18 protein-coding genes and 1 pseudogene are annotated in these 21,419 nt (G+C 65.9%); 17 read left to right on the top strand and 2 right to left on the bottom strand.

All coding sequences use genetic code 11. The annotated features are described in order from the left end of the window. Window positions 1-3: 3 nt before the first annotated feature. Window positions 4-273 (bottom strand): acyl carrier protein, encoded by a 270-nt coding sequence (locus ABQJ54_RS03955; protein ID WP_367852960.1) that lies wholly within the window; start codon window positions 271-273, stop codon window positions 4-6. 313 nt (window positions 274-586) lie between these two features. After that, a complete protein-coding gene (locus ABQJ54_RS03950) occupies window positions 587-1,690 on the bottom strand; it encodes a Glu/Leu/Phe/Val dehydrogenase dimerization domain-containing protein (RefSeq protein WP_367852959.1) in 1,104 nt (367 codons plus the stop codon). A gap of 472 nt (window positions 1,691-2,162) precedes the next feature. Here ABQJ54_RS03950 and tssB point away from each other — a divergent pair, with 472 nt between their 5' ends. The 17 genes and pseudogenes from tssB to ABQJ54_RS03865 all read left to right on the top strand — a co-directional run bounded on the left by tssB (window position 2,163) and on the right by ABQJ54_RS03865 (window position 21,413). Next, window positions 2,163-2,681 (top strand): type VI secretion system contractile sheath small subunit, encoded by a 519-nt coding sequence (tssB, locus tag ABQJ54_RS03945; protein WP_367852958.1) that lies wholly within the window; start codon window positions 2,163-2,165, stop codon window positions 2,679-2,681. A gap of 4 nt (window positions 2,682-2,685) precedes the next feature. Next, window positions 2,686-4,179 (top strand): type VI secretion system contractile sheath large subunit, encoded by a 1,494-nt coding sequence (gene tssC, locus ABQJ54_RS03940; RefSeq protein ID WP_367852957.1) that lies wholly within the window; start codon window positions 2,686-2,688, stop codon window positions 4,177-4,179. Between the two features lie 209 nt (window positions 4,180-4,388). Next, window positions 4,389-4,892 carry an Hcp family type VI secretion system effector gene (locus tag ABQJ54_RS03935; RefSeq protein ID WP_367852956.1) on the top strand — a complete coding sequence of 168 codons (504 nt, stop codon included), beginning with the start codon at window positions 4,389-4,391 and terminating at the stop codon, window positions 4,890-4,892. A gap of 53 nt (window positions 4,893-4,945) precedes the next feature. Further along, complete coding sequence (locus ABQJ54_RS03930) at window positions 4,946-5,743, top strand: type VI secretion system accessory protein TagJ (RefSeq protein WP_367852955.1); 798 nt, start codon at window positions 4,946-4,948, stop codon at window positions 5,741-5,743. 16 nt (window positions 5,744-5,759) lie between these two features. Then, window positions 5,760-6,263: a type VI secretion system baseplate subunit TssE gene (gene tssE / locus ABQJ54_RS03925; RefSeq protein ID WP_367852954.1), complete on the top strand. Its 504-nt coding sequence runs from the start codon at window positions 5,760-5,762 to the stop codon at window positions 6,261-6,263. Between the two features lie 272 nt (window positions 6,264-6,535). Beyond that, window positions 6,536-8,419 carry a type VI secretion system baseplate subunit TssF gene (gene tssF / locus ABQJ54_RS03920; protein ID WP_367852953.1) on the top strand — a complete coding sequence of 628 codons (1,884 nt, stop codon included), beginning with the start codon at window positions 6,536-6,538 and terminating at the stop codon, window positions 8,417-8,419. Further along, entirely contained in the window at window positions 8,383-9,420 is a 1,038-nt protein-coding gene (tssG, locus tag ABQJ54_RS03915) for a type VI secretion system baseplate subunit TssG (protein ID WP_367852952.1), read from the top strand. Before tssF ends, tssG begins: the two co-directional genes overlap by 37 nt. A 229-nt stretch (window positions 9,421-9,649) precedes the next feature. Then, window positions 9,650-12,427, top strand: coding sequence for a type VI secretion system ATPase TssH (gene tssH, locus ABQJ54_RS03910; RefSeq protein ID WP_367852951.1), 2,778 nt, complete (start codon window positions 9,650-9,652; stop codon window positions 12,425-12,427). A gap of 98 nt (window positions 12,428-12,525) precedes the next feature. Continuing rightward, window positions 12,526-13,635 (top strand): phosphatidylinositol-specific phospholipase C domain-containing protein, encoded by a 1,110-nt coding sequence (locus ABQJ54_RS03905; RefSeq protein WP_367852950.1) that lies wholly within the window; start codon window positions 12,526-12,528, stop codon window positions 13,633-13,635. Window positions 13,636-13,831: 196 nt separating this feature from the next. Further along, window positions 13,832-14,770: an exonuclease/endonuclease/phosphatase family protein gene (locus tag ABQJ54_RS03900; protein ID WP_367852949.1), complete on the top strand. Its 939-nt coding sequence runs from the start codon at window positions 13,832-13,834 to the stop codon at window positions 14,768-14,770. A 162-nt stretch (window positions 14,771-14,932) separates the two neighbouring features. Further along, complete coding sequence (locus tag ABQJ54_RS03895; protein ID WP_367852948.1) at window positions 14,933-15,937, top strand: LirA/MavJ family T4SS effector; 1,005 nt, start codon at window positions 14,933-14,935, stop codon at window positions 15,935-15,937. Between the two features lie 138 nt (window positions 15,938-16,075). Further along, a pseudogene (locus ABQJ54_RS03890) lies at window positions 16,076-16,246 on the top strand (IS4 family transposase); the annotation flags it as partial. A 245-nt stretch (window positions 16,247-16,491) separates the two neighbouring features. Beyond that, window positions 16,492-16,779 (top strand): PAAR domain-containing protein, encoded by a 288-nt coding sequence (locus ABQJ54_RS03885; RefSeq protein ID WP_367852947.1) that lies wholly within the window; start codon window positions 16,492-16,494, stop codon window positions 16,777-16,779. Between the two features lie 95 nt (window positions 16,780-16,874). Then, entirely contained in the window at window positions 16,875-18,188 is a 1,314-nt protein-coding gene (locus ABQJ54_RS03880; RefSeq protein WP_367853564.1) for a tetratricopeptide repeat protein, read from the top strand. Further along, a complete protein-coding gene (locus tag ABQJ54_RS03875; RefSeq protein WP_367852946.1) occupies window positions 18,185-18,613 on the top strand; it encodes a hypothetical protein in 429 nt (142 codons plus the stop codon). Before ABQJ54_RS03880 ends, ABQJ54_RS03875 begins: the two co-directional genes overlap by 4 nt. Continuing rightward, a complete protein-coding gene (locus ABQJ54_RS03870; RefSeq protein ID WP_367852945.1) occupies window positions 18,613-19,071 on the top strand; it encodes a PQQ-binding-like beta-propeller repeat protein in 459 nt (152 codons plus the stop codon). Before ABQJ54_RS03875 ends, ABQJ54_RS03870 begins: the two co-directional genes overlap by 1 nt. Window positions 19,072-19,412: 341 nt before the next feature. Continuing rightward, window positions 19,413-21,413 carry a type VI secretion system Vgr family protein gene (locus tag ABQJ54_RS03865; RefSeq protein WP_367852944.1) on the top strand — a complete coding sequence of 667 codons (2,001 nt, stop codon included), beginning with the start codon at window positions 19,413-19,415 and terminating at the stop codon, window positions 21,411-21,413. Window positions 21,414-21,419: the final 6 nt, after the last annotated feature.

Genomic DNA, 21,419 nt, shown 5'->3' with positions numbered 1-21,419 from the left:
GGCTCAGCGTTCGAGCAGGCCGCGTACGGTGCCTACCACATCGCCCACGGTACGCACGTTCTTGAAATCCTCCGGCTTGATGCGCATGCCGGTCATTTCCTGCACCTGGATCGCCAGGTCCACCGCGTCGATGCTGTCCAGGCCGAGGTCGGCGAACAGGTGGGCGGACGGCGTGACGCGCTCCGGATCGATCTCGAAGGTGTCGCGCAGTACGTCGCGCAGGCGCTCAAGGATGTCCGTGTCGCTGATGTCGGCTGCCAGGATGGTGCTCATGTCGCGTTCTGCTCTTGTAGTTCCGTGCGTGTCGTGACGCCTTCCGGGGCGGTTGTTCCGCACGGGATGGCCAGGCGTCGGTGCGACGCCCGACCGGGCCGGCATCGGCGATGCCAGTCTTCCCGACGAGGCGGTTCCCCTGTCGCGCGCGCCGGCGAACCGGCACGCCACTATCGCGGGTAGTGTAGCAGAGCCCCGCCGTGGGCCGGGCATGACGGACGACAGGGCGACACAGCGAAAGAGGCCGCCTTGCGGCGGCCTCTCGGGTGAATCCGGTGCTGGAAACCGCCAGGGTCCCCGTGGCAGGCCGGGCTCACTGGCCGCGCATGCGGCCCTGGAAGCGGGTACCGCCGTTGCCCATGTGCGGCAGCTTGATCTTGCCGATCGCGCTGATGCGCTCTTCGGCGAGACGGTCGGCGGCCTTGTAGGTGGGCACGTTCTGGGTCTTGCTGATCTCGAAGATGCGGCCCAGGTTGTAGTAGATCGTGCGCATCATGCGCATCGCGCGCTCGCGGTTGTAGCCGTCGATTTCCAGCGACACGTTCATCACGCCGCCGGCGTTCACCGCGTAGTCCGGCGCGTACAGCACGCCGCGGCGGGTCAGTTCGTCGCCGATCGCGTCGGTGGCCAGCTGGTTGTTGGCCGCGCCGCAGATGATCTTGGCCTTGATGCGGTCGATGGTCTGCTCGTTGACGGTGCCGCCCAGCGCGCAGGGGCTGTAGACGTCGGCGTCGACGTCGTAGATCTCGTCCAGGCCCACGGCCTCGCAGCCCAGCTCGTCGACGCAGCGCTGCACGGCGTCCTTGTTGATGTCGGTGACGAACACCTTGGCGCCCTGCTCGCGCAGCAGCTTGATGAACTCGCTGCCCACGTGGCCGCAGCCCTGCACGGCGAAGCTGTACTTGCCCACGTCCTCGTTGCCGTGCTTGAAGTTCAGCGCGGCCATCAGGCCCTGCAGGGTGCCGAACGCGGTGAACGGCGAGGGGTCGCCCGAGCCGCCGTGCACCTGGTGCACGCCGGTGACGTACTCGGTCTCACGGAACACGTATTCCATGTCGTTGACGTCGATGCCCACGTCCTCGGCCGTGATGTAGCGGCCGTTGAGCGAGTTGACGAAGCGGCCGAACGCGCGGAACAGCGCCTCGGACTTGTCCTTGGAGGGATCGCCGATGATCACCGCCTTGCCGCCGCCCAGGTTCAGGCCGGCCACGGCGTTCTTGTAGGTCATGCCGCGCGACAGGCGCAGCACGTCGTTCACGGCCTCCTGCTCGGTCTTGTACGGCCACATGCGCAGGCCGCCGAGCGCGGGGCCCAGCACCGTGTTGTGGATCGCGATGATGGCCTTCAGGCCGGCGTCTTTGTTGTGGCAGAAGACGACTTCTTCGTGACCCGTGTTGGCGATGGTTTCGAAAATCATTGGTACGGCGACTCCATGGAGAGGTGCCCGCAGGCATCCAGGATGACGGCATCGCAGCGATGGCCGTCGGGGAACAGCAACGACACGAATGCGTCGCTCCGGACGGGCCAGGGCGACGAACCAAGTCGACCATTCTAGTACGGCGACCCGCGCGGACCGTGCCGCGACGCAGCAAGAGGGCAGTTTGCACCGCATCCGAAACATGAACGATAGATGAATAAATCTGGCGGGCGTGCCTGCCTTTCACGCGCCATTGCGCATTGGGTAGTGAGAGGAAAACTCGGCGGCGTTCGTCCCGCCGTACCGGACGCGTCCATGCGTCCCGGTGCGGCGCGCGTCCCGGGATCAGGCTCGGCAGGGAACCGCGGCGCGCGAGGCCATCGCGCGCCTTCGGCCTCCCCGCAGCAGTTCGCGTGCACGGCAAGCCGACACCTTGCATTCAAGGCAGTACCTACGTCCCGGGAGACATCGCATGGCCAAGCAGAGCAGTCAGAAGTTCATCGCGCGAAACCGCGCGCCGCGGGTGCAGATCGAGTACGACGTCGAGGTCTACGGCGCCCAAAAGAAGGTGCAGGTGCCGTTCGTGATGGGCGTGATGTCGGACCTGTCCGGCACCAACAATGCCGAGCTGCCGCCGATCGAGGATCGCAAGGCGCTGGAGATCGACGTGGACAACTTCGACAGCCGCCTGCAGTCGATGAAACCGCGGGTTTCCTTCGCCGTACCGAACACGCTCACCGGCGAAGGCAACCTCAGCGTGGACATCACTTTCGAGAGCATGGACGACTTCTCGCCCGCCGCCGTGGCCCGCAAGGTGAGCTCGGTGGCCAAGCTGCTGGAGGCGCGTACCCAGCTCGCCAACCTCGGCACCTACATGGACGGCAAGGCCGGCGCGGAGAAGCTGATCTCGCAGGCCATCAACGACCCGGCGCTGCTGCAGTCGCTGGTGTCCGCACCCAAGCCCGGCGACGCCGGCAAGGACGGGGAGTAAGCCCATGGCAACCGAGAAACTGGCCGAACAGGGCGGTGAAGTCCAGACCCTGGTACCCGATGATTTTGCCGCGCTGCTGAGCAAGGAGTTCAAGCCCAAGAGCGATCGTGCGAAGGAAGAGGTGGAGTCCGCCGTCCGCACGCTCGCCGAGCAGGTGCTGAACAAGGCCGACATCGTCTCTGACGACGTCACCCAGACCATCAACGCCTATGTGGCCGAGCTGGACCGCAAGATCAGCGAGCAACTCAACCTGATCATGCACCACGCGGATTTCCAGAAGCTGGAAAGCGCCTGGCGCGGCCTGCACTACCTGGTCAACAACACCGAGACCGACACGCAGCTGAAGATCCGCGTGATGAACATCTCCAAGAAGGAGCTGGGCAAGACGCTGAAGCGCTACAAGGGCACGGCGTGGGACCAGAGCCCGATCTTCAAGAAGATGTACGAGGAAGAGTACGGCCAGCTGGGCGGCGAACCCTACGGCTGCCTGGTCGGCGACTACTACTTCGACCACAGCCCGCCCGACGTGGAGCTGCTGGGCGGCATCGCGCAAGTCGCCGCGGCCGCGCACGCGCCGTTCATCGCCTCGGCCAACCACACCCTGATGGGCATGGACAGCTGGAGCGAGCTGGCCAACCCGCGCGACCTCGCCAAGATCTTCTCCACGCCCGAATACGCCGCGTGGCGTTCGCTGCGCGAGTCGGACGACGCCAAGTACCTCGCACTGGCCATGCCGCGCACGCTGGCGCGCCTGCCGTACGGCGCCGGTACCGATCCGGTGGAGGAGTTCGACTTCGAGGAGGACACCTCGGGCGCCGACTCGTCCAAGTACACCTGGCAGAACGCCGCCTATGCGATGGCGGTGAACATCAACCGCTCGTTCAAGGAATACGGCTGGTGCTCGCGCATCCGTGGCATCGAGTCGGGCGGCGCGGTGGAAGGCCTGCCGGTGCACACCTTCCCCAGCGACGACGGCGGCGTGGACATGAAGTGCCCCACCGAGATCGCGATCACCGACCGCCGCTCGGCCGAGCTGGACAAGATGGGCATGATGCCGCTGGTCCACCGCAAGAACTCGGACATGGCCGCCTTCATCGGCGCGCAGTCGCTGGCCAAGCCGGAGGAGTACGACGATCCGGACGCCACCGCGAACGCGGCGCTGAGCTGCCGCCTGCCGTACATGTTCGCCTGCTGCCGCTTCGCGCATTACCTGAAGTGCATCGTGCGCGACAAGATCGGTTCGTTCAGCAGCCGCGAGTCGATGCAGAACTGGCTGACCAACTGGATCATGCAGTACGTCGACGGCGATCCGACCAACTCCAGCGAACAGACCAAGGCGCGCAAGCCGCTGTCGGCGGCGGAGGTGGTGGTGGAGGAGGTCGAGGGGGCTCCGGGTTACTACACCTCGAAGTTCTACCTCAAGCCGCACTACCAGCTGGAAGGCCTCACCGTGTCGCTGCGACTGGTATCGCGGCTGCCGTCGGCAGCCAAGGCCTGACGAGCGCCGGATCCGGGCGCGGCCGCCGCAGGCGGTCGCGCCCGCGCCGGACGGCAGGAGGGACGCCGCCGCCGTCGGGTGTCGGCGGGAACGCAGGGCATCGTCTGGGTGGCATCGCGGGGGAAGTGGCGGCAAACACGTGACAACCGGCCAGGGCGCAGCCCGGCCGGGCAGGTCAATTCATCAACAGGTGATCGAGGAGAAGGTTCATGGCATTCGACATGCACATCAAGTTCGGCTCGGGCAAGGTCGAGATCAAGGGGGCATCCAACCACAAGGTGCACAAGGGCGACGTGCCGATCCTGGCGTGGTCGTGGGGTGTCAGCAACACCGGTGACCTGCATACCGGCGCGGGCTCGGCCAGCGGCGGCAAGGCGCACGTGCAGGACATCTCCATCACCAAGTACGTGGACGGCTGCTCCAACGCGCTGCTCAATGCCTGCTGCACCGGCGGCCGCATCGATCAGGCCTGGCTGTACGTCACCAACGCCACCGGCGAGCAGACCGACTTCCTCACCATCGAGTTGAGCGAAGGCGTGCTGATCACGTCGGTGTCCACCGGCGGCAGCGGCGGCGAGGACAAGCTCACCGAGAACATCACCCTGCACTTCGGCAAGTTCAAGTACTCGTTCCAGCCGCAGACCGACAAGGGTGCCAAGGACGGTGGTACCAAGGACTTCACCTACGACATCCAGCAGGTGGCCAGCGCCTGAGGCTGATCGGCTTCTTGCAGTTCCTCGTTCCACCAACCCTCCACTAGCCGGGTGTGCGCATGACCCCAGAGAACATGCTGAAAGAAGGCCGGTTGGACGAGGCGCTGCAAGGGCTGACCGCACAGGTGCGCGGCAATCCGGCGGACGCGAAGGCGCGGGTGTTCCTGTTCCAGCTGCTGGCCGTGCTGGGGCAGTGGGAGCGGGCGCACAACCAGCTCAAGGTGAGCGGCGAGCTCGATCCGCTCAACACGCTGATGGTGGAAGCCTACAGCCGCGCACTGGCCGGCGAACTGGACCGGCAGCAGGTGATGGCCGGCACGCACCCGCCGATGGTGATCGGCGAGCCCGCGCAGTGGCTGGCGCTGCTGTTGCAGTCACTGAAGCTGCAGGCCGAGGATCGTCACGCGCAGGCGCAGCCCCTGCGCGAACAGGCCTTCGAACAGGCCGACGCGGTGGGCGGCGAGATCGACGGCACGCCGTTCGAATGGATCGCCGATGCGGACTCGCGCTTCGGGCCGTGCCTGGAGATGATCGTCAACGGCGGCTACGCCTGGGTGCCGTTCACGCGCCTGAAGAAGCTGGTGTTCGAGGCACCCACCGATTTGCGCGACAAGGTATGGGCGCCGGTGCAGGTGACCTGGAGCAACGGCGGCGAAGCGGTGGGTTTCGTGCCGTGCCGCTACCCCGGCTCCGAACTGGCGCCGGACAGCGAGCTGGTGCTGGCGCGGCGCACCGACTGGACCGACCTCGGCGGCGAATGCTTCGTCGGCTCCGGCCAGCGCATGCTGGCTACCGATGCCGGCGACTATCCGTTGCTGGATATCCGCAGCATCGTCTTCAACGCGGCCTGAGCGGATCCGGTACGCCATGGCCGAATTGACCACCCAGGAGCGGCTGCAGCCCTCGCTGCTCGACCGGCTCACCGACGACGAGCCGGGCAAGGCCGACGAGAGTCGCGAGAAGCGGGTGATCTCGGCCACGCGCCTGCGCGACTGCGTGACGCGCGACATGTCCTGGCTGCTCAACTGCGTGAACTTGGGGGCGGAGACCGAGCTGGCGGACTACCCGGATGTGGCGAACTCGGTGCTCAACTTCGGGATTCCCGACCTCACCGGTGCGGCGTTGTCCGGCGTCAAGGCCGACGTGCTGCAGCGCCAGGTGCGCGACGCCATCCTCGCCTTCGAACCGCGGCTGACACCCGGCACCCTGCAGGTCACCGCGAAGGCGGACATCCAGCGCATGGACCGCCAGTCGCTGATGTTCAATATCGCCTCGGAGATGTGGGCGCAGCCGATTCCCCTGAATCTCTACCTCAAGACCGAGGTGGATCTGGAGACCGGCAGGTTCAACGTGTCGGAGAGCTTCGGCTAAGAGAGCCTGCCCATGATCCCCAAGCACCCCGCGTTGTCATCGAGTGGCCGTCAGGTGGTAGGGCGTGGCGCCGGCCTGCCTGGCTGGCAGGCCAAGCCGCGCGCTGCCGCATGGCGGCCACTCGATGGCAACCCGCAGGGCCGGGTCTGTTTGCCCGCATCCCTGCGTCATCACTCAGTCGTGGACCGACGTCCACTCCTTCGTTCTTCCTTGGCCTGCGCGCAAACAGCTCCCGGCGCGGGGCGCTTGGGGATCATGGGCAGGCTCTAACCATGGACCCGCGCCTGCTCCGCTACTACAACCGCGAATTGCAGCACGTCCGCGAGATGGGCGGCGAGTTCGCGCGCGAATATCCCAAGATCGCCGGCCGCCTCGGCATGGAAGGCTTCGAGTGCGCCGACCCCTACGTGGAACGGCTGCTGGAGGGTTTCGCCTTCCTCGCCGCGCGCATCCAGCTCAAGCTCGATGCGCAGCATCCGGTGTTCACCCAGCACCTGCTGGAGATGATCTACCCGCACTACCTCGCACCGGTGCCTTCGATGGCGGTGGTGCAGCTGAATCCCGACGTGAAGGAAAGCGCGCTCGCCACCGGTCCCGTGGTGGCGCGGCAGACCGCGCTGCGCGGCCTCACCGGCCATGACGAGCGCACCGCCTGCGAATACCGCACGGCGCACGATGTGGCCCTGTGGCCGCTGGAGCTGACCGAAGCCAAGTATTTCGAGACGCCGGCCGCGCTCGCCGCCGCCGGCGTGCCGCTGCCGACGGATCGTGTGGTGCGCGCCGGCCTGCGGCTGAAGTTCACCGTCACCGCCGGGGCGCAGGCGAACATGCTGGCGCTGGACGAGCTGCCGCTGTTCATCGCCGGCGTCGACGAACTGCCCAAGCGCCTGTACGAGCAACTGCTCGGCAACGCGGCGGGTTACCTGGTGCGCACGCCCGGGGCGGGCGGCCTGGTCAGCGAGTTCTTCGACGGCAGCTGCATCCGCGACAAGGGCTTCGCCGACGACGAGGCCCTGCTGCCGTACACCGACCGTTCGTTCAGCGGCTACCGCCTGCTGCAGGAATACTTCGCCTGCCCGGAGCGCTTCCTGTTCGCGGTGTTCACCGGCCTGAAGCAGGTATTGGCGCGCTCTTCGGCCTGCGAGTTCGAGATCGTGACGCTGTTCGACCGCAGCGTGAGCCGCCTGCACAACGCGGTGGACGCGGGCAACTTCCGGTTGTTCTGCACGCCGGCGATCAACCTGTTCCCGCGCCGCGCCGACCGCATCCACCTGCAGCAGGGGCGCACCGAATACCACATCCTGGCCGACCGCACCCGGCCGATGGATTTCGAGATCCACAGCGTCGCCGACGTGGAAGGTTTTGGTGACCGCCAGGAGCCGGAGCAGCGCTTCCAGCCGTTCTACGGCAGCGACGAGCGCACCTGGCACAGCGGTGCCGCCGCGTTCTACACCATCCGCCGCGAGCCGCGTCTGCTGTCCTCGCGCCAGCGCCTGCACGGCGCGCGCTCCAGCTACGTGGGCAGCGAGGTGTTCATTGCGCTGGTCGACGCCAACGACGCGCCCTACGCCACGCAGCTGCGCCAGATCGGCATGCGCCTGCTGTGCACCAACCGCGACCTGCCGCTGCAGATGCCGGTGGGCAAGTCGCGCACCGATTTCACCCTGGACACCGGCGCCCCGGTGGCCTCGATCCGTTGCGTGGCCGGCCCCACCAAGCCGCGCGCGCCGACGGCCAACGGCGAAACCGCCTGGCGGCTGATCAGCCACCTGCAGCTGAATTACGTCTCGCTGCTGGGCGACAGCGGCGAGGAAGGCGCGTCGGCGTTGCGCGAGATGCTGACGCTGTACAGCGACGAGTTCGACGCCGGCGCTCGTCGCCAGATCGAGGGCGTCAAGGCGGTGGCCGCACAGCCGGTGGTGCGGCGCATTCCGGTGCCGGGACCGATCAGCTTCGGCCGCGGGCTGGAGATCACGCTGACCTGCGACGACGGCGCCTTCGAGGGCACCGGCGCCTTCCTGCTTGGCGCAGTGATGCAGCACTTCTTCGCGCGGCACGTCTCGGTGAATTCCTTCACCGAGACGGTGCTGCGCACCCTGGAACGCAACGAGGTGGCCCGATGGCCGGCCCGACTCGGCAAGCGCCAGATCCTGTAGCGCCGGCTCGCATGGAGCTCGAGCGCGCGCTGCGGGAGCAGCCGGAGGGCTTCGAGTTCTTCGAGGCACTGCGACGGCTCGAGTGCGCCCATCCCGGGCGGCCGCGGCTGGGTGAATCCGCCAAGCCGACGGAAGATGCCGTGCGCCTGTGCCACACGCCCTCGCTGGCATTCTCGCCGCGTGCGGTGGACCGCTACGAGCCCGCCGCCGAGGGGCGGCCCGCGCGATTGCACGGCCTGTTCCTTGGCCTGTTCGGGCCGAATGCGCCGCTGCCGCTGCACCTCACCGAATACGCGATGGATCGCCAGCGCAACGCGAAGGACTCCACCCTGGTCGCGTTCGCCGACATCTTCCACCATCGCATGCTGAGCCTGTTCTACCGCGCCTGGGCCAGCGCGCAACCCACCGTGCAGCTCGATCGCCCGGGCGAGGATCGCTTCCGCCTGTACATGGGCGCGCTGGTCGGGCTTTCCACGCGTGGCCTCGAGGCGCGCGATGCGCTGCCCGACCAGTACAAGCGTTTCTTCGCCGGCCGCCTGCTGATGCAGGCGCGCAACGCTGAAGGCCTGCGCGGCATGCTGGAACACTTCTTCCGCATACCCGTGCGCGTGCTGGAGTTCGTGGCCAGCTGGATGCGCCTGCCGCACGAGGCGCACCTGCGCCTGGGCGCCTCGCCCGAGGTGGCCGGACTGGGCCGCACCGCGGTGCTGGGCGAATACGTGTGGGGCTCGCAGCAGCGCTTCCGCCTGCGCCTGGGGCCACTCACCCGCGCGCAGTTCAACAACTTCCTGCCCGGCGGCGAAGCCTTGCGCCAGCTGGTGGCGGCGGTGAAGACCTACGTGGGCGAGGAGAAGGCCTGGGACGTGCAGCTGGTGCTGCGACGCGCCGAGGTGCCGACCATGAAGCTGGGCCAGTCCGGGCGCATGGGGCTCTCCACCTGGATCGGCGAGCCGCGTCGGGATGCCGATGCGGATCAGGTGATCCTGAGACCGGTGGGCTAGGCGATGAATACCCAGACCTACATGCGTCGAAAGCCCCTCTCCCTCCGGGAGAGGGGTTGGGGCGAGGGTCCGGCCATGCTGCGACGCCTTGCCTTGCCCGAACCCTCTCCCGCCTGCCGGCTCCCTCTCCCGGTGGGAGAGGGATTCACTAGTCGGCATCCGCACGACGGCATCACCACCATCGAAATTGCGGCTTCGCGGCCGTCCACGTCACCTCAGGGGTAGATCCATGGCAGAGATCAGTCGCAGCGCGCTGTTCGGCAAGCTCAACAAGCTGGCGTACCGGGGCATCGAGAGCGCCACCGTGTTCTGCAAGTTGCGCGGCAATCCGTACGTGGAGCTGGTGCACTGGATCCACCAGATCCTGCAGCTGCAGGATTCGGACCTGCACCGCATCGTCAAGCAGTTCAACCTCAACCCGTCGAACCTCGCGCGCGACGTCACCGACGCGCTGGACCGGCTGCCGCGCGGCTCCACCAGCATCTCCGACCTTTCCAGCGACGTGGAGGAAGCCGTCGAGCGTGGCTGGGTGTTCGCCACCTTGATGTTCGGCGAGGCGCAGGTGCGTACCGGTTATCTGATGGTGGGCGTGCTGCGCATGCGCCACCTGCGCAATGCGTTGCTCGGCGTCTCGAAGGAATTCGAGAAGATCAAGCCCGAGGCGCTGGTGGAGAAGTTCGCCGAGGTGGTGGCCGGTTCGCCCGAGGACGGCCAGAGCGCCAGCGACGGCTTCAAGCTGGGCGGCGGCGCCGCGCCGGGCGAGGCCAGCGGTGCGATGGGTCCCGCGCAGATGGGCAAGCAGGAGGCGCTGCGCCAGTTCACCGTCGACCTCACCGAGCAGGCGCGCAACGGCAAGATCGACCCCATCGTGGGCCGCGACGAAGAGATCCGCCAGGTGGTGGACATCCTGATGCGCCGTCGCCAGAACAACCCGATGCTGGTGGGCGAGGCCGGCGTGGGCAAGACCGCGGTGGTCGAAGGCTTCGCGCTGCGCATCGCGCGCGGCGACGTGCCGCCGCAGCTCAGGGACGTGGAACTGCGTACGCTGGACGTGGGCCTGCTGCAGGCCGGCGCCAGCATGAAGGGCGAGTTCGAGAACCGCCTGCGCCAGGTGATCGAGGAAGTGCAGTCCTCGCCGAAGCCCATCATCCTGTTCATCGACGAGGCGCACACCCTGGTCGGCGCGGGCGGCGCGGCCGGCACCGGCGACGCCGCCAACCTGCTGAAGCCCGCGCTGGCGCGCGGCAATCTGCGCACCGTGGGCGCCACCACCTGGGCCGAATACAAGAAGCACATCGAGAAGGACCCCGCGCTCACCCGCCGCTTCCAGACCGTGCTGGTGGAAGAGCCCAGCGAGGAGAAAGGCATCCTGATGATGCGCGGCGTGGCCAGCGTGATGGAGAAGCACCACCGCGTGCAGATCCTCGACGAGGCGCTGGAGGCGGCGGTGAAGCTGTCGCATCGCTACATCCCCGCGCGCCAGCTGCCCGACAAGGCGGTGAGCCTGCTCGACACCGCCTGCGCACGCGTGGCGATCAGCCAGCACGCCGTGCCGCCCGAAGTGGACGACACCCGCAAGCGCATCGAGGCGCTGGAAACCGAACTGGCCATCATCGGCCGCGAGAAGACCGTCGGCGTGGACGTGGCCGAGCGCGAGGCCAGCGCCAGCGAAAAACTCGCCACGCAGAAGGCGCGACTGGAAAAGCTCGAAGCCGACTGGCAGGCCGAGAAGGCACTGGTCGAACAGGTGCTCGCCTTGCGCGCCAGGCTGCGCGGCGACGCCGCGCCGGTGGAAGGCACCGGCAGCAAGCTGGAAGCGGCCGCCAACGCCAAGGCAGTCGCCGGCGCCGACGCGGAGGTCGTGACTGAAGGCGGAGGCGACGCGCCCGCAGCCATCGCCGGCCTGAGCGATGCCGAGCGTGCCGCCACGCTGGAACAGCTCAAGGGCCTGCAGGCGCAATTGGCCGAACTGCAGGGCGAGCACCCGTTGATCCTTCCCACCGTGGATTACACCGCGGTGGGCTCGGTGGTCGCCGACTGGACCGGCATCCCGGTCGGCCGCATGGTGCGCAGCGAGCTGGAAACCGTGATGAACCTCGCCTCGATCATGGGCAAGCGCGTGATCGGCCAGGACCACGCGATGGAGATGATCGCCAAGCGCATCCAGACCAGCCGCGCGGGCCTGGACAACCCCAACAAGCCGATCGGCGTGTTCATGCTTGCCGGCACCTCCGGCGTGGGCAAGACCGAAACCGCGCTGGCGCTGGCCGAGGCACTGTACGGCGGCGAACAGAATCTCATCACCATCAACATGAGCGAGTTCCAGGAGGCGCACACCGTTTCCACGCTCAAGGGTGCGCCTCCCGGCTACGTGGGCTACGGCGAAGGTGGCGTGCTCACCGAGGCGGTGCGCAGGAAACCGTACTCCGTGGTGCTGCTGGACGAGGTGGAGAAGGCCCACCCCGACGTGCACGAGATCTTCTTCCAGGTGTTCGACAAGGGCGTGATGGAGGACGGCGAAGGCCGCTCCATCAATTTCAAGAATTGCCTGATCCTGCTCACCACCAATGCCGGCACTGACCTGATCGCCGGCCTGTGCAAGGACCCGGAGCTGATGCCGGAACCCGAGGGCATCGCCAAGGCACTGCGCGATCCGCTGCTCAAGGTGTTCCCGCCCGCGTTGCTGGGACGCCTGGTGACGATCCCGTATTACCCGCTGAGCGAAACGATGCTGGGCGAGATCGTCAAGCTGCAGCTGGGCCGCATCAAGAAGCGCATCGAGGCGCGCTACCGCATCCCGTTCGACTACGACGACGACGTGGTGAAGCTGGTGGTCGGCCGCTGCACCGAGAACGAATCGGGCGGACGCATGATCGACGCGATCCTGACCAACACCATGCTGCCCGACGTTTCGCGCGAATTCCTCAACCGCATGATCGCGGGAGCGCCGGTGACGGGGGTGAAGGTCGGGGCCGGCAGCGGGGAGTTTACGTACGCGTTCGCCTGAGCGCCCGGGTGCGTGGCGAATCGACCGCCAAGGCATGAACTTTCATCGCTTTGCCCCTGTGTTTGGCAAGAAGAATGTTGGAGGACGTGGTTGTGACCGTGTCGTATCGAAACTATCAGGACCATCGCATCAACGAGCTGGTGTTTGCCGGTACGCATGACGCCGGCATCAACAAGGGCTCGGGAAACGAAAAGACGCAGGATCTGGACATCGGCGGCCAGGCGACGGCGGGTGCCCGCATCTTCGACCTGCGTATCGCGGCTAAGTCCACGGGCCTCACCGGTTCGGGCGTCCTGAAGGCCTATCACGGCCAGGGTCTGCACAAGTCCATCGGCGGCAACCGCCTGGTGGCCGGTACGTGGGGCGGGGGGCTGGAGGGCATGCTGCAGGACGCAAGGCGGTTCGTGACGACCAAGGGCAGCGAATTCCTTTTCCTCAAATTCGACCATTGCAAGAACTGGGGCAAGATCGCCGAGATGTGCGTCGACGTCCTCGGGAATTCGATCTATACCGGCGGCGGCAACCTCAACATGAAAACGGCCGGCGAGCTGGGCGGCAAGGTGGTCGTGCTGTTCACCAATGCCGGGCTGCGGGAGATCGGCGGCGCCAGGCCTGCGCAGGGCATCATCGGCATCAAGAGCCTGTACGAGAAGGGCGAGAACCAGAAAGCCTACGACCCGAACTACGTCGGCCTGCAGTACCACGGCAAGGGTGGTACCAGCGCCATGAACGGCAAGTCCGACGACAAGAAGATCAACGAGAACGTCAAGAAGCAGACGACGATCGTCAACTCGGGGCGGAAGATCAACGGCGGCGATCCCCGCGTGATGGGGATGATCTACTGGACGTCCACCGGACTGTTCCGGAACATCAAGTCGCGCGACGACTTCAACTGGGTGAAGGGCGGTTTCGGCGACGGCATGGTCAAGCTGTGGCTCGATGGCGTGGGCGAATACATCGACGACAACCTGCCGCTCTACATCATGCGGGACGCCTACGGTTCCGCCAGCGTGCTGAAGCGGTTCATGCCCAACTTCGTCATGATCGATTTCGCCGACAGCCAGAAATGCGAGACCGTCTTCGCTCTCAACGAGTTGAAGGGGACGCGGCTGGTCCAGGCGGCGATCAACTACGGCGCGGTCAGCCCGGAGCGGTACCAGGACGGCCTGCAGAAAACCCTGCAGAGGGGGTGGGTGCGGGCGGTTTGATGTCGCGTCTGGCAGGCATGGGTGTGCCCGCTGTGGGGCGCGCCGCATGGCGAGGTAGTGGTGTTGGGCCGCTTAACGGCGCCGGTTGGATGAACGCGATGAAGCGTGCGACAGCAGGCTGCCGAGTTGTTGCTGCACAACGGACACCGTCGGTGCGGTATGACGGTGCGCTTGGGCCACTTATCGAGAGACGGATATGGAGCTGAAGATCATCTCGTGGAACATCCGCCACTTTCGTGAGAAGAAAATCTTCGACTTCATTCACACGCTGTGGGAGGTCATCGTTTGGTGCGACGTTTGCTTTATCTATGAGGATCACACGGGCAATGGAACGGCTCTGGCCAAGGCATTGAACGAGTACGAATCCAAGCTGCCCTTGGACAAGGTGCGTAACCACTGGAAGGGTGAAGAAATCCATGCCACGGACGAATACGTCGCCATTGTTTGGAAAGGCGGTGTTCAGGTGACTCCACACTCCGCCGCTACAGCGGTTTTCTCGGAACTGATGTCGGGAGAGCGCTGCCCCGCCGCGGTGAAGATCGAAAAGTCCGGAAAGAGTTCGATCGTGGCGGCATGGCACGCCTACGGTCCGGCTAAAGTTTCCGCCAAGGACCTGTTCCAGAAAATTCTTCAGGTAAACATTTGTGATGTTCTCATCGGCGATTTCAATTTTCAAACCTTCGCCACAGGGCTTGGTTCGGGTGGCTTGAATGTCACCGATGATGATTTTTCGCTGGTGGAGTCGCTGGATTTCAAGGTTCCACCCATGCGCACCAGTCCTACTACCAGCTTCGGATCGAGTGTGGTGCCCAGTAGTTCGAGCGCGGTTCCTGTGGTGGCCAGCTCCAGTTCGTCCTCTTCACCGGATCCGGTGTTTGGCGGTAAATCGCCGCCGATGCGTAGTTCGAGGCTGGAAGATAAGGTTTACATGAAGGAGATCGTGCCCGCAAACCATCAGGGTTCGACGACCTATACCGAGGATCGAGTGGGCAAGCGCAGTACTGGATTGGATCGTTGCCTGGTCCGCAAGCAATTCGTCGGTTCGTGTAAGTTGATGGTGGCCATGCCGGAATGGTTCGATGAATTGTTCTGTCTGACGGATCACATGGTTTTGCAGTTGATTATCGATATCTGATCGAGGACTAAGCTGGATGGGCCGCATAAACAACAGGAGCCGGTCAGGCCCACTTATGCTTCGACGATGCGACGGATAGCTTAATTTGACCCCGTTGTTCGACCCCGTTGTTCGTTAAGTCGAAAGCGCCAGGTCATTTGGAATAAAACCGAGGATGCGGCAATGGCGATTTACTTAACCGATGAGGACGCACTGCGCAGCTTGCGCGCAGCCAAGTTCAAGAATTTCAAGGACTCGAATGCCGCGCTATCAGGAGCTTATCTGGAGGACTATGCGGCTATCGCCGTCTTTCTTTGCGATCTGGTTCGCTTTCCCCGCTACCTGAATAGTGTCTCGGCCAATCTTTGGTCCATCTATAACATGTTGCCGGACGGCGAAGGCAATCGATTCACCAGAGCCATAGGTTCCATGGCTAACGACATGGGGTTCTCGTTCCAGTCGCATCTTAAAGTCTCCACGCCGACCAATGTCGTGTTGATCACCGGTGACGAGCCAAAGTTTGGTTCCTATGTGCGGAACAAGCTGTTCTGGAAGGACAGTATGGATGGAAGGCACGGAGAGCACTCCCATAGCTTGCAGTGGCTAACTATTGCTCATGCCGAGATTACCCGGAACTCGGCTGCGGATCTCTACGCGAAGTCTGTGGATTTTCGATGCACCAACGGTAATGGAGAGGACATTTACCTATGGAGCTGGCTGGTCGATTGTTTTACGGAGGATATGAAAGGGGCTGCCACGAAGCTGCCGGGTGGCGTGGAAACGCTCGGGTCCAATTCGTTCCGGGCCCCGCAGTACCTCATGGACTACCTGATGATCGGCCCGGTCGGGATGCTGAGCGAGCACTTCGTGGCTCAGTATCTATATTGGCGCTACAGAAATAGAAATTGGCTGAAGGTCAAGCTTGTCGTGGATCCCGAGACCTATGAGTCTCACAAGGAAGTCACTTCCATCCAAGAAGGCGATCTCAAGGCGCACGGAATAAAGAAGCATTCGACCACGGAGTGGTCGCCCAGCATCAAGAAGGCAAGTAGTTCCAAGGAAGCGGCAACGATTCGCTCCTTCAGTCGAGTGGTAGCCAGTACCTCTCCGGCGAAGCCGGTCAAATTGTCGATTCCGGTCACCTTCCACGGTCGGGATGGACTGCTTCGATTCAGGAATATCGAATAGCCCGAAAAACGGGGCAGGTTCTGAGGTTTCCCCGCGTTTCTTCCTTCCGGATCAAGCATCTGGCGCATGATCGGGTGGAAGAAAGTGCGCGCATGACGCAGTCTTCAAGGTGACTAAGCCAAAGAAGGACTGACGACCATGCGCGCCAGCCAAGTATTGCAGAAGTGTCTGTCCCGCTCTCTGTCGGGCATGCACGCGTTGCGCGAACGCTCATTGCTGCGTACCGTTGAAGCCCTGTTGCGCGGGCGCAGGCTGACACTGATCGATGTCGCACGTTCATGGCCCGGTGCCACCCGCGTGCGTGCACCACTGGACCCGCTGCTGAAGATCGCCAGCAAGAACATCAACAGCTCGCGCCTGCAGCTGGAAGGGCTGGCTTCCGACAAGGGCACGCACGTCAAGAAAGGCTTCTTCGCCGGCATCAAGAGCAAGGCGATCAAGCAGTTGGGCCTGTCCTGAGCGCCGCTTCCAGCGGCTGGGATGGGCCGCCGGGCAAGGCGATGCATGACACGAATTGCCTGGCGATTGCGCATTGGGAAGAGTGAGGAGTCCCCATGCAGCCAGCCGCCCGCCTTACCGACATGCATACCTGCCCGATGAGCACCGGCCCGGTGCCGCACGTGGGCGGTCCGATCAGCGCGCCCGGCGCGCCCACCGTGTTGATCGGCGGCCTGCCGGCGGCGCGCGTGAGCGACATGGCGGTGTGCGTGGGGCCGCCGGACAGCATCATCAAAGGTTCGCCCACGGTGCTGATCGGCGGCCTACCGGCGGCGCGGATGGGCGACAGTACGGCGCACGGCGGGGTGATCGTGCTGGGCTGCTTCACCGTGTTGATCGCGTGAGCCGGCGCATGAACCGGGGTCCGGCGCAGGTCGTCGTCCGCCCATCGGCCGCGCGCGCGGCGGCGCCGGACTGGCGCGCCTCGCTGCAGCAGGCGATGCAGGCGCACCAGGCCGAGGATCTCGACACGGCCGAGCGGCTCTACCGCGAGGTGCTGGAGCTGCGCGTGGCGCAGCCCGACGCACTGCATTACCTCGGCGTGCTGTGCCACCAGCGCGGGCGCAGCGACGAAGGCGTGGAGCTGATCCGCACCGCGCTGCAGGTCACGCCGAAACACCCGGACGCGCACAACAACCTCGGCAACATCCACAAGGAATGCGGTCGCCTGCGCGAGGCGGAAGCCTGCTACCGCAAGGCGCTGGAATGCGGTCCGCAGCATTACAACGCGTTGAGCAACCTCGCCGTGGTGCTCGAGGCGCAGGAGCGCCCGCAGGAAGCCTTCGAGGCGTACGAGAAGCTGCTGCGGCAGGCGCCGCGCTACGCCCAGGGGCACTACCTGCTGGGGCTGTTCCTGCGCAACCACGCGCAGGGCATCGAGCACATCGAGCAGTCGGTGGACTGTTTCCGCCAGGCGTACGCGCTGGAGCCGCGCTTCGTGCAGGCGCTGGAGGCGCTGAGCGTATCGCTGTACGTGCTGGGCCGCACCGACGAGGCCGTGCAGGTGTACCGCGACTGGCTGGCGCGCGAGCCGGACAACCCGATCCCGCGCCACATGCTGGCCGCCTGCGGCGGTGCCGAGGCGCCGCAGCGCGCGGGCGACGCCTACGTGCGCGACATCTTCGACCGCTTCGCCGACAGCTTCGACGAACAGTTGCTGCAGAACCTCGACTACCGCGCGCCGCAGGTGCTGGCGGATGCATTGGGTACCGTGCTGCCGCCGCCCGCCACCACGCTCGACGTGCTGGACGCCGGTTGCGGCACCGGCCTGTGCGCGCCGCTGCTGCGCCCGCATGCGCGCCGGCTGGCGGGCGTGGACCTTTCCGGCGGCATGGTGGAAAAGGCGCGCCAGCGCGGCGGCTACGACGCGCTGGACGTGGCCGAGCTCACCGCGTACCTGCAGGGGCAGGCCGATGCCTGGGACGTGGTGCTCTCGGCCGATACCCTGGTGTATTTCGGCGAACTGGGTCCGGTGCTGGCCGCCGCCCATGCCGCGCTGCGGCCCGGCGGCTGGCTCGCCTTCTCGCTGGAAGCGGAGGCGGGCGACGAGGATGGCGTGACGCTCACTGCCAGCGGCCGCTACCGCCACTCGCGCACCCACGCGCTGCGTGCGCTGGAACGCGCCGGGTTCGGCGACATCCGTATCGCCGAGGACAGCCTGCGCAAGGAATTCGGCCAGCCGGTACGCAGTTGGGTGGTGCTGGCGCGCCGCGGCGGCGACGCGATGCCGGCAAGCGGGCGACTAGCGACATGAGCACGCCTCCCGGCTCCGCCATCGAAACGGCATCGCGGCAGGAATGGCCGCGCTGGAAAAGCGATTGCAGCGGCTTCGTGCACGCGGTGGCCGGCGATCTCGGCATCGCCCTGTCGGGCAACGCCAATGCGATGGTCGACGCGATGGACGCCAAGGCCAGCGGCTGGATCGATCTGGGGCACGACCCCGCGCTGGCGATCGGTTACGCCAACCGCGGCTTCTTCGTGGTGGCCGGGCTCAAGGCGGCCGGGCACGGGCATGTGGTGGTGATCGTTCCCACGTCGCCGGGCAGCCGCTATCCGGTGGGTTACTGGGGGCGCCTGGGTGGCGTGGGGCGGGAGAAGACAGGGATCAACTGGTCGTGGAATCATCACGACCTGCCCAAGGTCGACTATTACGCGAAGCCCGTGCCGGAGGGGCACTGATGCGCATGGTCCGTGCCCTGCTGTGCCTTGCCCTGGTGCCGGTCCCTGCCGTTGCCGGCACCTGTCGCCTGGCGCCCGTGAACATCGTCGGCAGCGTGGGCAGGCTGGGCGACGTGTCGGTGGCGTTCGGCGCAGCCGACGACGCGCAGCATCCGAGCGCGTGGCAGGGGCCCCTGCAGATCACGACAGGCACCGCGCCCGCCTGCACGGTCAGCGACGAGGTGGCCATCGTCGAGAACCCCGTGGTGATGGGCGACGGTGTGCTGTATGTGCCGACCTACTCGGGCAGCAACAACCGCCTTTACGCGGTGGACACCACGAGCTGCCGCGTGTTGTGGCGCAGCCGCGCTTTCGACGGGCCGACGCGCTTCAGGGATGGCCGCCTCATCATCGGCGGCCGGCGGGTGCCGCTGGACCGGCAATGCCACCCGGCAGGCATGGCGGGGAAAGGCCGATAGGCGCGGCCTGATCGCAGGGCTGCCCCGCGTGCACAAGCGCGTGGCCCGGGCCGGGCGCGCCGGAAAAGGGCCTGCCGGTCAAGCGCCTGGATCGCCGCCGCGGCGATTTTTCCGGTGCATGACCCGAAATCCCATTCGATTGCGCATTACAGGGGGAGGAGTTCCTATGCCACCCGTCGCCCGCCTTGCCAGTCCGCACGTCCATCCGTTGTCCCGGGGCCGCTTCCGCTGCCCCGCGCCCCCGCGATGCCGGTCGCCCGGCCGGGGCGTGCAGGGGGCGGAACCCTGCGGGAGCAACGCCGGCATGACCGGCTCCCGCCATTTCCCAGGAGCGTAGTCGCATGGGTGATCCCATCTCGATCACATCCAGCCAGTGCGACAACCTGCTGTTCGTCGGCATGAGCGCGGACGAGGAGCTGGGCGAGCTGTTCCGGTTCGAACTGCAGTTCGAGAGCGAGGACGCGAACATCGACCTGACCTCGCTGCTGGGCTCGTCGATGACCGTGACCTTGTCCCTGCAGGACGGCTTCGAGCGCCATTTCAACGGCATGGTCTGCGAGGCGTCGCAGACCGGCGTCGCCACCGTCGACACGCTGGTGTACGCGCAGTACGCCGTCACGCTGGTGCCCAAGCCGTGGCTGCTGGAGCAGATCGTCGACTGCCGCATCTTCACCGAGATGACCGCCCCGGACATCATCCAGCAGCTGCTGGAGGAATCCGGCTACACCGACGTGAAGAACAGCCTCACCGGCAACTACGCGCAGCGCGACTACTGCGTGCAGTACCGCGAGGATTGCCTGGCCTTCATCCATCGCCTGATGGAACAGGAAGGCATCTACTACTACTTCACCCACGACACCAGCAAGCACACCATGGTGCTGGCCGACGGCGTGGGCGCGCATGCCGCCGTCGACGCGTTCAAGAAGGTGCCGTTCTCCGCCGGCGCCGGCGGTGCGCTGGGCAAGGCGGCGAGCATCGCCACGTTCGGGGCGGTGCGCGGCGTGGATGGCGCTACCTTCAAGCTGACCGACTACAACCCGCTCACGCCCAAGGCCTCGCTGCTCTCGACGCAGACCAGCAACGGCAACCAGCCGGCGACGACCTACAGCGCCTTCGATTTCCCCGGCGCGCATGCAGACGCGAGCGTGGGCCAGCACTATGCCAACGTGCGCGCCGAGGCCCTGACCGCCGCGCGCTCCGGCTACCACGGCACCACCGATGCCTGCGGCGCGGAGGCCGGCAACCTGTTCACCCTGAGCGGCTACTCGCGCAAGGAGCTCAACCAGGAATACCTGCTGACCGCGACCCAGAGCTACCTGCGCGGCGGCGGCCATGCCTCGGGCAGCGGCGACCATCTCGAGTTCCAGTGCCAGTTCCGCGCCCTCCCGAGCAGCATTCCGTTCCGCAAGGAGTTCCGCACCGCGAAGCCGAAGATCGTCGGCCTGCAGACCGCCATCGTCACCGGCAGCCAGACCGACGAGGACATCGCGGTCGACCAGTACGGCCGCGTGCAGGTGAACTTCCACTGGAACATGCCGGACAAGCCGAACGCGCAGTGCTCCTGCCCGGTGCGCGTGGCCTCGCCGTGGGCCGGCAAGGGCTGGGGCGCGGTGAGCATCCCGCGCGTGGGTCAGGAAGTGGTGGTGAGTTTTCTCGAAGGCGACCCGGACCGCCCGCTGATCATCGGCAGCGTCTACAACGCCGCCAACACCGTGCCCTACGGCCTGCCCGACAACAAGACCCAGAGCGGCATCAAGAGCCGCAGCCTGCTCGGCGGCACCGACGACTTCAACGAGCTGCGCTTCGAGGACAAGCAGGGCAGCGAGGACTTCATCATCCACGCACAGAAGGACATGCACGAGGAAGTGGAGAACGACCACGTGGTGACGATCGACCACGACGAGACGGTGGAGGTGAAGAACAACCAGACGCTCACCGTGGATAACGACCAGACCGAGACGATCAAGCACAACCGCACGGTGACGGTGCAGAACGACGACCAGTTGAACGTGAGCCAGAACGGCTCCGCCTCGATCGGCCAGAAGTTCTCGCTCAGCGCGGGCACCGAGATCGACCTGGTCTGCGGCGCCGCCAGCATCACGCTGAAGAGCTCGGGCGAGATCGACATCAAGGGCGTCAACATCTCGATTTCCGGCGACGCCACGGTGAAGGTGGCGGGCCAGGCCTCGGTGGACATCGGCTCCGGCGCCAGCGTGAAGGTGCATTCGGACGCGATGATGGACGTGGAGGGCGGCGCGATGACCACGGTGAAGGGGGCGATGCTGCAGCTCACCGGCGACGGCATGGCCAAGCTGGGCGGCGGCATCACCATGATCGGCTGAGGAGGC

This window comes from Rhodanobacter lycopersici (genome assembly GCF_040812335.1).
Taxonomy (GTDB): Bacteria; Pseudomonadota; Gammaproteobacteria; order Xanthomonadales; family Rhodanobacteraceae; genus Rhodanobacter_A; species Rhodanobacter_A lycopersici.
This window is presented reverse-complemented; position numbering and strand designations above follow the sequence as displayed.